The sequence below is a fragment of the Sphingobacterium sp. UBA7855 genome, assembly GCA_002500745.1.
Lineage (GTDB): Bacteria > Bacteroidota > Bacteroidia > Sphingobacteriales > Sphingobacteriaceae > Sphingobacterium.
On sequence record DLST01000012.1, the window covers coordinates 79,949 to 94,315 of the forward strand.

At 36.2% G+C, this 14,367-nt stretch carries 14 protein-coding genes; 5 read left to right on the top strand and 9 right to left on the bottom strand.

The genetic code is table 11. The features are described 5' to 3' along the window. Positions 1 to 124: 124 nt before the first annotated feature. From B2107_RS10735 to B2107_RS10750, 4 genes are all read right to left on the bottom strand, one after another. Positions 125 to 922 (bottom strand): hypothetical protein, encoded by a 798-nt coding sequence (locus tag B2107_RS10735; RefSeq protein ID WP_293955629.1) that lies wholly within the window; start codon positions 920 to 922, stop codon positions 125 to 127. 120 nt (positions 923 to 1,042) lie between these two features. Next, positions 1,043 to 1,255, bottom strand: a complete 213-nt coding sequence (locus tag B2107_RS10740) for a helix-turn-helix domain-containing protein (RefSeq protein ID WP_293955630.1) — start codon at positions 1,253 to 1,255, stop codon at positions 1,043 to 1,045. 1 nt (position 1,256) lies between these two features. Continuing rightward, positions 1,257 to 1,793: a DUF2975 domain-containing protein gene (locus B2107_RS10745; protein ID WP_293955631.1), complete on the bottom strand. Its 537-nt coding sequence runs from the start codon at positions 1,791 to 1,793 to the stop codon at positions 1,257 to 1,259. A gap of 243 nt (positions 1,794 to 2,036) precedes the next feature. Then, positions 2,037 to 2,423, bottom strand: a complete 387-nt coding sequence (locus B2107_RS10750) for a nuclear transport factor 2 family protein (RefSeq protein WP_293955632.1) — start codon at positions 2,421 to 2,423, stop codon at positions 2,037 to 2,039. A 370-nt stretch (positions 2,424 to 2,793) separates the two neighbouring features. Between B2107_RS10750 and B2107_RS10755 the strand changes: the two genes are divergently transcribed. Beyond that, complete coding sequence (locus B2107_RS10755; RefSeq protein ID WP_293955633.1) at positions 2,794 to 3,879, top strand: Fic family protein; 1,086 nt, start codon at positions 2,794 to 2,796, stop codon at positions 3,877 to 3,879. Positions 3,880 to 3,974: 95 nt separating this feature from the next. Here the strand turns inward: B2107_RS10755 and B2107_RS10760 are convergent, their stop codons facing one another. Then, on the bottom strand, positions 3,975 to 4,361 hold the full coding sequence (locus B2107_RS10760) for a nuclear transport factor 2 family protein (protein WP_293955634.1): 387 nt from the start codon (positions 4,359 to 4,361) through the stop codon (positions 3,975 to 3,977). A 464-nt stretch (positions 4,362 to 4,825) separates the two neighbouring features. Here B2107_RS10760 and B2107_RS10765 point away from each other — a divergent pair, with 464 nt between their 5' ends. From B2107_RS10765 to B2107_RS21915, 3 genes are all read left to right on the top strand, one after another. Then, positions 4,826 to 7,213, top strand: a complete 2,388-nt coding sequence (locus B2107_RS10765; protein WP_293955635.1) for an ABC transporter permease — start codon at positions 4,826 to 4,828, stop codon at positions 7,211 to 7,213. Between the two features lie 291 nt (positions 7,214 to 7,504). Beyond that, positions 7,505 to 8,152, top strand: coding sequence for a SatD family protein (locus B2107_RS10770; RefSeq protein WP_293955636.1), 648 nt, complete (start codon positions 7,505 to 7,507; stop codon positions 8,150 to 8,152). Between the two features lie 484 nt (positions 8,153 to 8,636). Next, on the top strand, positions 8,637 to 8,753 hold the full coding sequence (locus B2107_RS21915; protein ID WP_409456567.1) for a hypothetical protein: 117 nt from the start codon (positions 8,637 to 8,639) through the stop codon (positions 8,751 to 8,753). 308 nt (positions 8,754 to 9,061) lie between these two features. On the opposite strand, the gene B2107_RS10775 is transcribed toward B2107_RS21915, so the two are convergent. The 3 genes from B2107_RS10775 to B2107_RS10785 are packed head-to-tail and all read right to left on the bottom strand — an operon-like array spanning position 9,062 to position 12,731. Continuing rightward, positions 9,062 to 9,622, bottom strand: a complete 561-nt coding sequence (locus B2107_RS10775) for a thermonuclease family protein (protein WP_293955637.1) — start codon at positions 9,620 to 9,622, stop codon at positions 9,062 to 9,064. 5 nt (positions 9,623 to 9,627) lie between these two features. Next, positions 9,628 to 10,599, bottom strand: coding sequence for a hypothetical protein (locus B2107_RS10780; protein WP_293955638.1), 972 nt, complete (start codon positions 10,597 to 10,599; stop codon positions 9,628 to 9,630). 11 nt (positions 10,600 to 10,610) lie between these two features. After that, positions 10,611 to 12,731: a phospholipase D-like domain-containing protein gene (locus B2107_RS10785; protein WP_293955639.1), complete on the bottom strand. Its 2,121-nt coding sequence runs from the start codon at positions 12,729 to 12,731 to the stop codon at positions 10,611 to 10,613. 231 nt (positions 12,732 to 12,962) lie between these two features. Here B2107_RS10785 and B2107_RS10790 point away from each other — a divergent pair, with 231 nt between their 5' ends. Then, positions 12,963 to 13,451 carry a tetratricopeptide repeat protein gene (locus B2107_RS10790; RefSeq protein WP_293955640.1) on the top strand — a complete coding sequence of 163 codons (489 nt, stop codon included), beginning with the start codon at positions 12,963 to 12,965 and terminating at the stop codon, positions 13,449 to 13,451. A 249-nt stretch (positions 13,452 to 13,700) separates the two neighbouring features. On the opposite strand, the gene B2107_RS10795 is transcribed toward B2107_RS10790, so the two are convergent. After that, complete coding sequence (locus B2107_RS10795) at positions 13,701 to 14,366, bottom strand: response regulator (RefSeq protein WP_293955641.1); 666 nt, start codon at positions 14,364 to 14,366, stop codon at positions 13,701 to 13,703. Between the last annotated feature and the right edge of the window lies 1 nt (position 14,367).

Genomic DNA, 14,367 nt, shown 5'->3' on the forward strand with positions numbered 1-14,367 from the left:
TTTAAATGAAGATATGATCCATTAGTGGTCTGTTGTCTATTAGGGGCAAACCACCACTTGTAAAGTTCTATTTATACGAATTTACCGATTTGGATACTTTCCGGTCGTCTTGGTTACCAAAATTTCACCGAAATACAGCATCCATATACTTGGAGGGCAAAATCGAGACTGCACCACGTGAATCTAGCGTAATGTAGAATTTAATTATACTCTCTCCTGTCACACCCGAAAAAAAAGTGGCAGGATGCCATGTATTTTTGCGATCCCCAAATATTTGTAAGGCTATATCGGAGAAAACAGATTGTTTGCCTACTATCAACTTTAAATCTTCAAGCGGCCTGTTTAAACCTTTTTCTATCCGCCCTTGCAATACGATAACAGAATCAGCCAAATTCGAGATACCCCTCTCGCGGAGCTTTTTGGAAATTTGCATTCCTAAATCCTCATATGATCCATTGAGTCGAGCAGCCATCCCGTTCGCCACCACATCCGACTGCTCACCAGTATAGTATTTAATCAAATAAATAATAGAATCTTTATATATAGTTTGCCCTATGGCCCAATGTGTGGGAAAATTAAATTTCTGATTTCCTAACAATTGATCTAATGAAACTTTTGGCGAGGTAAAATGAATTCTTCCATATTTATTCTTTATATCTAAAGAATCACCTTTAAAAGTCATATCATAAAAAGAGTTATCCTTAGGATTGTCACGAATCCAGATAATTGGAGGATTGCTACACGCGAAAGGAGTAGATATTTGTGTCACCTCTGGATGGAGCATAAATATATGGTTATTTGTTGTATCCGCTATCGAAAAGCGCATTGACACTAATAATTTATTGGCACCAGGTTGATATGTAATTTCTTGTGCTTTAACAGAAATAGAATATAAAAAAAGAATATAAATTAAATATTTCATCCCATTGCTTGTTAAATAGTACATATCATGTGTATATTATACAATGATACGCAAAAAATTAAAGCCACATCGCTCGACATGGCCTTAAATAAACATATTGAAAAAAAATCAAATTCTAATTCACCCGCCACCCTCTACAAATTCCAAAATGTCTCCCGGCTGGCATTCTAATACTTTACAGATTACTTCCAATGTGCTAAATCTTATCGCCTTGGCTTTTCCAGTTTTTAATATTGAAAGATTTGAAAGTGAAAGATCAACTTTCTCTGATAGTTCGTTCAATGACATTTTTCTCTTAGCCATCATGACATCTAAATTTACAATTATCGGCATCTTATACGGTTAAATCGTTTTCATTTTGCAATTCAATTCCTCTGCTAAAAATAACAGATATCACATATATTATCGCAGCCATTAAAATAAACGCTCGGCTATCGGTCCAGAATTGATTTAAATTTCCGACTTCGTAGCTTTTTCTTAGAATTCTGCCCACAGTTTCTTGTGCAACATAACTTAACAGGCCAATTGAAAATGTTAAATAACTGATCTGTGTAATCTGTTTGGATACCAAATTATTAAAAGGTTTATTCAGATCCAATTTGTGCATCATTTCGACCACCAGATAAAATAAATATGCTTTCAATACTACAATGACAATGATAAAAGCATAGATTGTGTAAAAAGACATTTGGCTCTGTCTGTACATCGCTGACAAATCAAGTGTTTGGTAGAATTTTCCAACAAATTCTGGTTTGAAAATACTGAAAATGAAATTAACAATAATAGCTCCTGCTTCAATAGATAATCCAACAAATATGATCCAGGCGATTACGAGTAATCCTTTAAAAACGATGTTGTTCATTTTTTTCATAATTGATAAGCTTTATATTTAATGCAATAATAATAAATATTTAGCGATTATCACTAATTATTTATTTTTTATTATTAAAAAAGACACTTATATTGTTTTATATATCAGGAAGACGAAAGTAAAACTTACTGTATAAGCAAAAGGTTACATAAAGATTCTGAATAATATCATGCTATTTCGACATTAAAAAAGCCATATCTCTTGACATGGCTCTACAACATATATATTTATTTGAGATGGCTCTTATTTATACGAATTAATCGATTTGGATACTTTCCAGTCATTGCCCACTCGCTCCAAGGTAATTAAGTCCGTTTTAGTAAAGTTTTCAAATTTCAAGGCTACTTTAGCAACCATGTAGTCTGCCGATTCCTCGATGATGTCGGTGCTTACTGTACAGTTTAGCTTTTCGCGTTTCTGTTTTTTCAATAGTTTGACCACTTCGCTACGGCTATGATTTTGCGCGTTGGATGCTTGGATTTTTTGGCTGAAATTTTCTGCGAATAACTGCTCTACTCCTGCTGATTCTCCTTCAGTCGTTACCACAACATAGTGCGCTAAAGCAAAATCTGCCGTAGAAAGGTTAACGTTTGCTTTTGTTGTTTTTGCTCCAGGTCCTTCAGCTGCCATAGCGAGATTAGATACTGCGATTAAAGCTGCTGCTGTGAATGTTTTTACTAGCGTTTTTTATCGAAATGATTTGTTTTTAATTGCTGATAAAGCTATCATGAGTGCGATTTTTAAGCACTCATGATGGTTCATAATGTCTTTATTTTATTGTGTTAGTTCTGCTGTTCTTATTTGTTGACTCAAAACTACGAGACAATACGCCCCTAGCCTACTCGCTTTAGACTAACGATCTGGAAAACTCGGTGAGTGGCGGGAATGGAGAGGTGAAATAAAATAAGAGCATTTTTTACACCTAAACAAAAAACAGGAGTAATTTTTTGTTATTTTTACACTCGTAACGCACACAGAAGTAAAATTTACACTCGAAGAAATGAATAAATTTGACCGAAAAAATCCCTATAACGATTTACCATTATTGCCACCAACCAAGGATATCGAAACAAAAAAAATTCTTCGGAAAACTATTTCTGCTGGTCGTGTGCTGGCCCAACTAAATGGGACTTTATTAAATTTACCAAATCCGACGCTATTTCTTGATACAATTTACTTACAAGAAGCAAAAGCAAGTTCGGAAGTTGAAAATATCATTACAACAAATGATGAATTATACAGATCATTTGTTGCTGACAAGAAAATTGAAAATTTATCAACAAAAGAAGTTTTAAGTTATAAAAAAGCGCTATGGCTAGGTCTTGAAGAACTCAAAGCTAAACCTTTTATTACTACAAACCTTTGCATTAAATTAGTTCAATGTATTAAACAAAATAATGCATCCATTCGGGTTACACCAGGAACAACGCTAAGCAACAATCGTGGTGAAATTATCTACACACCGCCAAGTGGAGAAACAATCATTAGAGAGAAACTCGCTAATTTAGAAAAATTCATCAATGAAGAAAGCAACATTGATCCATTGATTAAAATGGCATTATTACATTACCAGTTTGAAGCAATCCACCCTTTTGTAGATGGAAATGGTAGAACTGGAAGAATTCTACTTTTGCTCTACTTAAAACTTTCCGGACTGTTAGAAGTTCCAGCAATTTATCTAAGCGAATACATCATTCAGAATAAAAATGATTATTATACCAAACTCAGGGGAGTAACAGAAAATGAAAATTGGGAAGATTACATCTTATATATGTTAGATATGATCGAACAAACAGCATCAAAGGGTCTCAAACGATTATATCTAATCACACAAGCGATAGAGGAAATGAGTATTAACATCAAAACGAAACTTCCTAAAATGTATTCAAAAGATTTAGTTGAGATATTATTTAGATTACCTTATACAAAACGTCAAAATTTGATTGACGACAATTTAGGAAATGCGAAAACTGTTGGAAATTATCTAATCGCATTGGAGCAGAATGGAATTCTTGAATCCGTAAAAGTCGGAAAGGAAAAACTGTACTTAAATCAAAAACTGTTGAAAATTCTTGAAAATCAGTAAACTGCAAAAGCCACATCTCCCGACGTGGCCTTAATAAATAGATGATTCACTAGTGGTTTGTCTTTTATTACTGACAAACCACTAGTTATTGGATACTATTTATACGAACTGATCGATTGGCATACTTTCCAGTCATTGCCCACTCGCTCCAAGGTAATTAAGTCCGTTTTGGTAAAGTTTTCAAATTTCAAGGCTACTTTAGCAACAATGTAGTCTGCCGATTCCTCGATGATGTCGGTGCTTACTGTACAGTTTAGCTTTTCGCCTTTCTGTTTTTTCAATAGTTTGACCACTTCGCTACGGCTATGATTTTGCGCGTTGGATGCTTGGATTTTTTGGCTGAAATTTTCTGCGAATAACTGCTCTACTCCTGCTGATTCTCCTTCAGTCGTTACCACAACATAGTGCGCTAAAGCAAAATCTGCCGTAGAAAGGTTAACGTTTGCTTTTGTTGTTTTTGCTCCAGGTCCTTCAGCTGCCATAGCGAGATTAGATACTGCGATTAAAGCTGCTGCTGTGAATGTTTTTACTAGCGTTTTTTATCGAAATGATTTGTTTTTAATTGCTGATAAAGCTATCATGAGTGCGATTTTTAAGCACTCATGATGGTTCATAATGTCTTTATTTTATAGTGTTAGTTCTGTTATTCTTATTTGTTGACTCAAAACTACGACACAATACGACCTTAGCCTATGGGCTTTAGACCAACGATCGGGAAAACTCGGTGAATGGCGGGAATGGAGAGGTGAACATTTTTCCGTCCGCAAGCGAACAGCACTGTTCACAATCGAACAACAATTCACACCCCCAGAAAACACAAAAAACTGATAATCAATTAATTTTAATTCAGGCAAAACTATTGTCAAATATAAACTAATTGATTTCAAGTATATTGCATTAACTAAATGATATGCAATAACATTTTACATATCAAAATTATGATATCATGTATAATTATTTAAAAGTAGGTTGGCGAAAATTATTCAGAAACAAGGTCTTTTCCCTGATCAATATACTGGGACTATCATTGGGACTAGCTGCATGCTGGATAATCCTCTTATTTGTAAATGATGAATTGAGTTATGACCGTTATTTTGCCCAAGCAGATCGTACATATCGTGTAGTTTCCCACGGAAAATGGGACGGCGGTTCATTTGACATAACAGGAACGGCAGCGCCTCTTGCCAATGTTATCAAGGATGAATTTCCAGGCGTGAAGGAAGCCACCAGATTCGATGTCGAAGGCGGTGGAATAATTACTATTGGCAATCAACAAACAAAAGTCAACGAAATCTTCCTCGCCGACAACAATTTCTTCAATCTATTTGACTATATTTTTCTTGCTGGCAATCGTTCAATGGCATTGGCTAATCCCCAGTCTATTGTACTGACAGAAGACTTAGCCGTACAATTATTTGGATCCGTAGAAACAGCAATTAATAAAACGCTTTATTTCAATAAATCTGAACCCTGCTTTGTCACGGCTGTTATACAAAATGTACCTAAAAATACACATTTCAACTTCAGAGCTATTCGTTCCTTTTCAAAAGACTTTAATCCTGATTGGAATCAACTTTACCTTTATACCTACGTACTACTAAAAGATCAGTCATACTTACCACAACTTCAAAAAAAACTTCCTTACATCGTAAAAAAATATATTCATGGACGGGACCTCGATTTTGATTATAAAATCGAATTACAACCAATTACGGATATCCATCTGCATTCTAATCTAAGTTATGAGCTTAGCGATAATAGCAATATCAAATATGTTTACATCTTTTCCATTGTCGGTGCATTAGTACTCCTAATTGCGATCGTAAATTATATTAATATCACAACGGCGCAGGCTTCAATAAGGATGAGAGAAATTGCCGTCCGGAAAGTAATCGGATCCAGCACTTTAAATCTAACAAAGCAGTTTCTTGTTGAAACGTCTTTAATCATCTTTTGTGCAGCATTGTTAAGCATATTGCTGGCATCATCTTCTATTCCATGGCTAAACCAATTGATCGGCAAACAGTTGGATCTCTGGCATTTTGGAATAGGAAAATCATTGTTATTTGTATGCATATTTATATTATTCCTAGTGTTCGTAACTGGAATTTATCCAGCTTTGGTGCTCTCTAGACTGAAGACTATTCCTTCTCTAAAAAATCAAATCGGCACTCATGGCTTACAGCATCTATTGAGAAAGTCGCTCGCGGTTTTTCAATTTGTAATCGCAGTATTGCTTATTCTATCCACCATGGTCATTTTTCTACAATTGAATTTTATGACTACAAAAGACCTGGGTTTCGATAAAAATCAGGTCATGGTTTTCCATCTGGACAATGAATCCACTCGCAATAAAAGTGAAGAGCTCAGAAATAGCTTACTTGAAGATAGCCATATCACAGAAGTAGCATTCGCCAGCAATCCAATTGGGAAAAACGACATTGGCGTGGGAACTTTCAATGTTGAAAATAATGGAAAAATTGATCCCAACTTTACACTCGCCAATACCCTAAAAATCGACCCTAATTTTATCCCAGCAATGCATATTCAACTGGTTAAGGGAAGAAATTTTGACGCTGCCATGCCGACAGATAGTTCGTCGGTGATTATAAACTCCGCATTTGCAAAAAAACAAGGATGGACAGATGCTTTAGGAAAACGGATCGAATTTGGAAGGGACAACGCTGGAAAATTCATTTTGAAATCTGTTATTGGAGTAGTCAGTGACTTTCATATTTATTCGCTCCAGCACAAAATCGATCCTCTTATCATGGAGCTTCCTGCCAGTAAAATTGAAATGGATAATATTTATATTCGTATGAAATCCACAAATATGAGCCATACGATTTCCCATATAAATAAGGTATACGACAATTATTTCCCGGATTATCCTTTTGAATACACGTTTTTAGATGAAACGTATAATGACCAATACAATTCGGAAGTAAGACAGGGGCAAATTCTCTTAATTTTTTCACTCCTCTCAATCGTTATTGCCTGCCTGGGGTTATTTGGTGTGATCACATTCGCGATTCAGCTACGGATAAAAGAAATTGGCATACGCAAAACATTAGGTGCCACACTCAGCAATCTGCTGTATCTGCTATGCTCCGATATAGTTAAACTGGTAGGAATAGCATTGCTGATTGCACTTCCAATAGGATGGCTATTAATGAACCAGTGGCTGCAAGAGTTCGCATACCGCATTTCAGTCAGCTGGTGGGTACTTGCGGGAGCTGGGATCATAGCACTGATAATTGCTATTCTTACCTTATGTACAAAAGCAATCAATGCGGCCAGAGCTAACCCCGTCAACAGTTTAAGGGTAGAATAGCAAACATTGGATAATTACATACGAGGGAATAAGTTGCTGTGCATTGATTTAACTACCACCTACGGCTGTAGATTAACAGTCGGAAAAAGTCGGTGAATGGGATGTGATTTCACCGTCATTATATAGTATACAATAACAATCTAAATATCAGTCTGTTGAATAATTCGTATAACTTTTATTGAAGTAGAACTTGACAAAAGTAAATTGTGCATTATTAATTTATCTTCTCAAATATGAAACAAACATATTTATTTCATTATATTTGAAACAAACATATTTATTTCATAAATAATGAAACAATTTATTTTAATGAGTGATATTATTGGAAGTAGCAATCATAATCAGGAACTTCTAATTGAGCGATTCAAACAATGTACTTCTTACATTAATAAAAAATATATTGATCATTTGATTTCGCCTTTAACAATAACATTGGGAGATGAGTTTCAAGGCATTATAGCAAATTTAAAAAGTTCTATCGATGTTATTATTGATCTCGAAGAATTTATTATAAATAATAATTTTTCACTAAAACTACGCTATGTATTGATATATGGCGAGATAGAAACAAATATAAATAATCACATAGCGTTCGAAATGCTTGGTAAAGGTTTAACAAAAGCCAGGAAACTATTAAACAATAATAAATCAAAAGAAGAAAGGTTTTACATAGACATAGATAATGCAAACTGCAATACAATAATTAACAATTCATTTGAAATTTATCAAAACATCATTGATAAATGGAAATTAGAGAAAGATTATCAGCTAATATCAAGCTTTTTGAAAAATTATGATTATAAGATAGTGGCTGAACATCTTAATAAAAATAGATCATTAATATGGAAAAGAGAGAAAACATTAAATATATCATCATACTTCGCCGTTAAAGAAATATTAAATGTAGCTAAAAACTTAAATTATGAATACTGTTTGTAAAATATTACTAATAACCACCATCGAAATTTTCATAACCTTTATATTTTGGGTTATTGCTCCCAAAAATAAAAAAAACAATCTAATTGATATAAAATCTATCTTAAAAGGTCTATTGGAAAGGGCATTCCTCACCTATAGCCTAATCGCCGGATTTCCACATAGTCTAACTTTATTCGGCGCCCTAAAACTCGGCACGAGATTAAAAAGTCCTGACAATGAAAAAACGGAGGAAGGAAGAAAGGAAGAGAAAGAGTATAATGACTATTATTTACTAGGGAATTTCATTTCAGTAACATTGAGTATGATATATTATAAAATAATAGTATAGATCACGCATTGAAGTCTCTTTTATTGAAATAAACACTGTATCATAAAGTGTGTAAGTTAAAGGTGTATTCTTGGATGATATCAGAATACCATCGGATCTGACTTACTATATGCCAAAGGAAGAATAGTCCCATATTGACTAACCAATTGGACCGTTATTCGTAATTATCAAGATTTTGTGGTCTATATATCCACAAACTGGATTCCGTCAATCATCTCTTTTGATCATGATCTGGGATTAAATGTTGACAGCACAGAAGCAGAGTCGGGTTAGGATGCTGTGAAGTATATTTTTGATTTAATTATTGCAGGAACATCCGGTTCTCCCTCAGGTATTATCTCACTCGCAAAACCCTGTAGGCAAAACAAACATCCTATCCTATTTGCACAATTTTATTAAAAGCATCGATAGAGGTTAACAAAACTTTTAGAGCTCAAATAGAAAGCCCCTGCATTATGATTAAAAAATTAAAATGTCAGATAGGATCTTGAGTCATCAAAAAATACAATCACTTAAGATTTATATTAACGCCTATCCAATATGAGAACAGGCGTTTAAATTATATCTTCAGTCGAAGTGTATTAATACAAGTTATGTACAGCGTCTGAATTCCAAAGTCCTAATCGATTTAATCTTGCATGGTTTTGTCCTTCTACAAGCTGTGAAGCATACCTTACATTGGGTGGTACTGTCATCAATAAAGCATAGCCATTCTTGATCATATTCTCGTTTATAAAAACATTATTAAGATAGGCATAAGCCAAAGTCCTCCCGTAACGATCAAGTGAATCCACATCATATTCCAATCGAATATTCTTATCGAGAATCAAACTGTCTAGATACCTTTTGGAGACGATTCCAAATGGATGTTTCTTTTTATGGAAGGCGTTTCTATCCTCAGGTGCGTCTATACCGATCAGTCTAATTTTCACTTTATTCCCCTGACGGTTCCTAACCCAAAATGTGTCGCCGTCTACAACTTTGTAAACCCTGACTTCCTCAATATACGGAAGGTTAGTTTTCTCAAAAAAACCTACTGATCTAAACGTACGTTCGGCATGTGAACAGCTCATCAAAAACACGATCAGAACAAACAGGGCAATTACGCCCAGTTTGATCATTATATTTACCCATTTTTTCATGTGGCCTATAGTGTTTTAAGAAACTGTTCAAACTCTTGGTAAAATTCCTGTTTGGTGTTGACCGCCTGAACAACTTTAACATTGGGCGAACCGCTATCTTTCAGCCATTTTTCCCAAACAACCTTAATGATCTGAAAATCTGTCGGCTGTTCCTTTGCAACACCATATTTATCCAAGGATCGATCAACAAGCTCGGCAATAAATATATTGACATCTTTTAAGTTAAAATCTGTCTTATTGAGCGCATAGGCCGAATCAGCTTTAATAAATGCAGCCAGATCAGATTTTCTACTTGCTTTAAAGTCCTGGCGGATCTTAGCAATTAATGCAGGGTCTAAGCGATAGCCCTTTCCCTTATTGGCATTCTCAAGGTAACCATCAGTCAAAAGCAAAACGACATTGTTGTTTTTTTTGTCAACAAGTATATTGTTATCACTTTGTATGCGCTTTGGGGAAGCATCTACCAGGGAGACTTTTACTGTTTCATTGAAGTAATTCCAGACATCGGCGCCCGTCTGATTTTTTAAGGAATAGTCGTATACCCGTTTCACTTCGTCAGAAAACTGCTGTTCGTCAGCTTTCAATCCTTGGCGAATGTATTTGACCCGATCCATTTGGTTGTTTTCAAATCGATTAAAATCAATGGTCATTTTCTTAGGCTCAAATGATGTTCCGTTCAATATCCCTCGGTTGATAAAGTCAATTTTATAAATATCGGCTTGCCCTGAACGACGGGTATTCAAAGTCAGCAGATCACTGCTATGGCCAATTAAACTGCTGATCAGAACCGTGTCATGGATCGGTTTGGGATAAAGCGCCATATTGATCCGGTTGGAGAGATCTGGAGCAATAATAATATTATAGTCTTTGAGCGTCACTTGATTATTGGGCAGCTCCTCCTCTTTGGAGGAACCGTCATTCATACAAGCAACAAAAAATGGTAAAATGGATAATGGCAAGATGTTAGTTACTTTCATTGGGTGATGGATTAGTTGTTAAAAGCTGTAAGGTCTTCTAAAAGTTCATGTTTGATATCAGATTGCAATCCTAGATTCGACAACCAAGCCTCACATTCCCCTACGGCTTCACGGGTTTTATTTTCGGCTTTAAGAATGGCGTATACTTCATATAAATATTTGCTCCATCCTTCCATATAGATATTGACCCTATTTTCCATCTCGGCTTTGGAAATAGGCAACTTATCATTGTCAATCTGGCTCTTATAAATCTGTCCGATATTGCTAATGCGCTCTTTGAAGGTCAATAATTGATGCTGTAAGCTTCCTACTCGCTCGTTCTGTTGAATGGGCAGCTGCTGCACCTGTGTTATCTTCTCTTCTTTGTTGACCTGCAATGCAAAGAGTTCTGACTGCAATGCATCGTTATCGAGCTGGATCGTATTGATCTGCTCTTGGTATTCTTCGATTTCAGCCTGATGGCTCTGTACGATATGTTTGGTTTTCTGTTGTTGGAAGGACAGATTACGCTCGTTGATCTGAGCCAATAGTTTTTCAAAGAAGAAACCAAATAGAAAAACGCCCAAAGCTCCGAGTATAAATACCAGCCAAAAATTACTGTCCCGGAATACGGTTGACAAGGTAAGATGCTGGTCTGTCTGATTGGTCAACAGCTCGATGTCATTGATGTTTTTTGATACCTTAAAAGCAATAAAAATATCGACAACGACGATGAGAATAATTCCCAAGTTGTCAATAAAGCCACCTTTAATTTTCTGCCAGATACTCCTATTGGATGTTTCTACTTTTTCTTTTGAATCAAATAGGTCTTTAAACACTTTATACATCCCTAATGCCAAGGGAATGGCGACAAAAAGAAAAAGGAATAGTATACCACCCAATCCCTTCTGCCCTATTTTGGAGATCGCATGTGGATTGAATACTTCAGGTGATTCAATATTGGCAGCTCCCATCAAAATCATTTTATTGATATCTTCTTTCGAAAAAACAAAGATGTAGGCTACCGAAGAATAGAATACAAAGATATAGAGGGCAAGCAGCAATGTAGTTGCTATCAGTATGGCCATCACAGGTTTATTGACACTGGGTTTTACAAACTCCACTTCAAGCTCCCTAATCTTTTGCTTCAGTGCTACGATCTTGCTTTCTAAAAATGGTATCTTGGTATTATTGTTGGAGCTGATCTGCAGACGCTTCTCTTCAATTTTTGTTGTCAAGATGTTGATATCCGAATCCAGGTTCTGCTGATCGAAGGTTGTATTGGTTTTGATCTTTTCGACTTCCTGTTCGGTCTTAAATTCCATATTGGTCGTACTCACCTTTTGCTGTTCGTCAATACGGACTTTCAAGCGCTCCTTCTTCTCGGCAATGACTTCAATTTCATTGATAAAATTGGAGTAAAGACTGTCCATCGCCTGGTGAAGTATCTGATGATCCCCATTGTTTTCTTTGGCCCGATTATACCCGCTCTGTTTGACTAAATCTTTATCAAAAGCGCCGACCTCCGAAGCTATAATATTATCCAGCACGTCTTTAAACTCTTTTAAGGACTGCTGCTGAAAATTAAGATCTCTGTCCGATGACACCTTGTATCTCGAGGTTTGATTTTCTAATTTCGTCTGCATGGGTATTTCTAGTTTTTCAGATGAGATGATATCTTCCAAAGATTCACCATTATTGATTCGTATGGCCCTCGTGCGGATTCCATGAAAAGTTTCTGTAAGCTCCGAAATGGTCTTCGGGTAATTGGTCACGATGACGCTAACATGGTTGTTACTTTTGGAGTTGTTGCTCCAATTATAGGATCCTGTTATGGCTACGCTCTGATCGATCACGCAGAACTTTTGATTCATAATTCCCCAGCCGACATTCTTGACCTTGGTTACTTCAGCCCCCTGCTTTTCTAAAAGTGAAAAATCAAGCTTTTCATTATCGGGCTGATCGGAGATAATAATAGAAACTTTAACGTGACGATCAAGGCATCCCTGAACTGTGGCAAACAATTCATTATCGGTAAACCAGGCCATTGCTATCAGAACTTCGGATCGAGCTTTAGAAAGTTCTTGCCTAACACGTTCGTAGATGACTCTGCTATCGGAGAGTGTATCTTGGATCAGTTGATCTGTGTTCATAGTGTTTTTCAGTTAAATACGGTTAATTGACTTTTCTGCTATTTGTTGCTTTATCGATTCAAAACTATCAAAAACCGTAACCGAGATTCTACGGTTTCCCGTAAAGACGCCTCAGGAGGTACATCAGATAAAAAATCTTTAAAACCTAAGGTAATCGAGATAAGAAGGAGAGAATTTCTTGAGAATTTTGATACCTTTAGAAAAATAAAAACCAACAATATATTCATCGGTATGAGCGCAAATGTTCCTATTGTTCGGCAAGTATCCCAGTCTGCTATACTAATCATCATCTTGGTGTGGGCTGTTTTTATAGCATTTTTTACAATTCTATTCCAAAAACATGGAATTTTCATAGGTGTGGTTTTATTTTCTGGGTTATTTATTTTGTTGCAACAGCTTATTCCCTCAAGCCATAACAAAGGAATGAAGGCTATCAAACAGAAGGATTTCAAAGCGGCTTTAGAACATTTTGAGCTGAGTCTTGATTTTTTTACTAGAAACGCATGGGTAGACAAGTATCGTGCAGTGACGATGTTGAGTGCCTCAAAAATGTGTTATCGGGAAATGGCACTTTGTAATATCGCATTCTGTTATGTGCAGGTCGGGCAAGCCGAAAAAGCAAAAGCGCTCTACGAAGAAATTCTGGAAGAATTTCCGGATAATGGAATCGCTTACTATGCACTAAACTCAATCAATACGTTTTCAAATCAGGCTGATTAAAAATAGGGCATTCGGCCCAGCCACTTTTAAATCCAGCTTTTACAGATAATCACGAAACGAATAAAGGCTATCCTACGATAGCCTTTTCTCATCATTTTATTGGTTAAAATATGGCACTAAATATCTTGAATGCATTAGATATCGTTTTCAGCAAATAATCCTACCTCGTTATTTATCTTGCTTTCACAAAGGTAGCACGATACCCCCAAGAGTCTTTACGGAAAACCGTAATCCTATATAAGAGATTATTTATATGAAGCCTAATTCTTTACAGTATGCAACAAGCTGTTCGTTTTTAGTATATCCAAGTACATCCTTCATGAGGTTGAGCCGTTTCTCAATACTACTCAGGCTCGACGGACGAATATCACGCTGTTGCAGATATTCAGGCATCTCTTTTTGAGAAACACCTTCGTACAGGAGTTTAATGATATGCAGGTCAAACTGCGTAAATTCATGCGAGTTCTGCTCCTGAATAAATTTTTTACTGTCGGGCGATTGGTACGTTCGGTTCTGATCAACAGCTTGCAATGCCTCGCGCAGATGTTGGCCATCGCGGCGCGCTTTGCGAACAAGACCATCAATCTCATTGTTCTTGAACATATCATTGATCAGGGACGAACGGTCCTTGGCCGTCAGGACAATAACCTTAATGTCTGGTTGTACAATCTTGACAGCTTTGATCAGTGAAAGCCCATCTTTTATCTCCTGCGGACTATCATCATCTTCAAATTCTATATCCGTAATGAGTAGGTCATATGGTTCATCATCGCGGATCGCATTTTTGATCCAGGTCAGTGCATGGTCGCAATAATAAACGTATTTGGTATTGTGAATACCGAGGTCGTGCAAGGTTTTCTGCACAGAAATGTTGGCTATCTCGTGGTCTTCGGCAATGAGTACTTTCTTAAACATA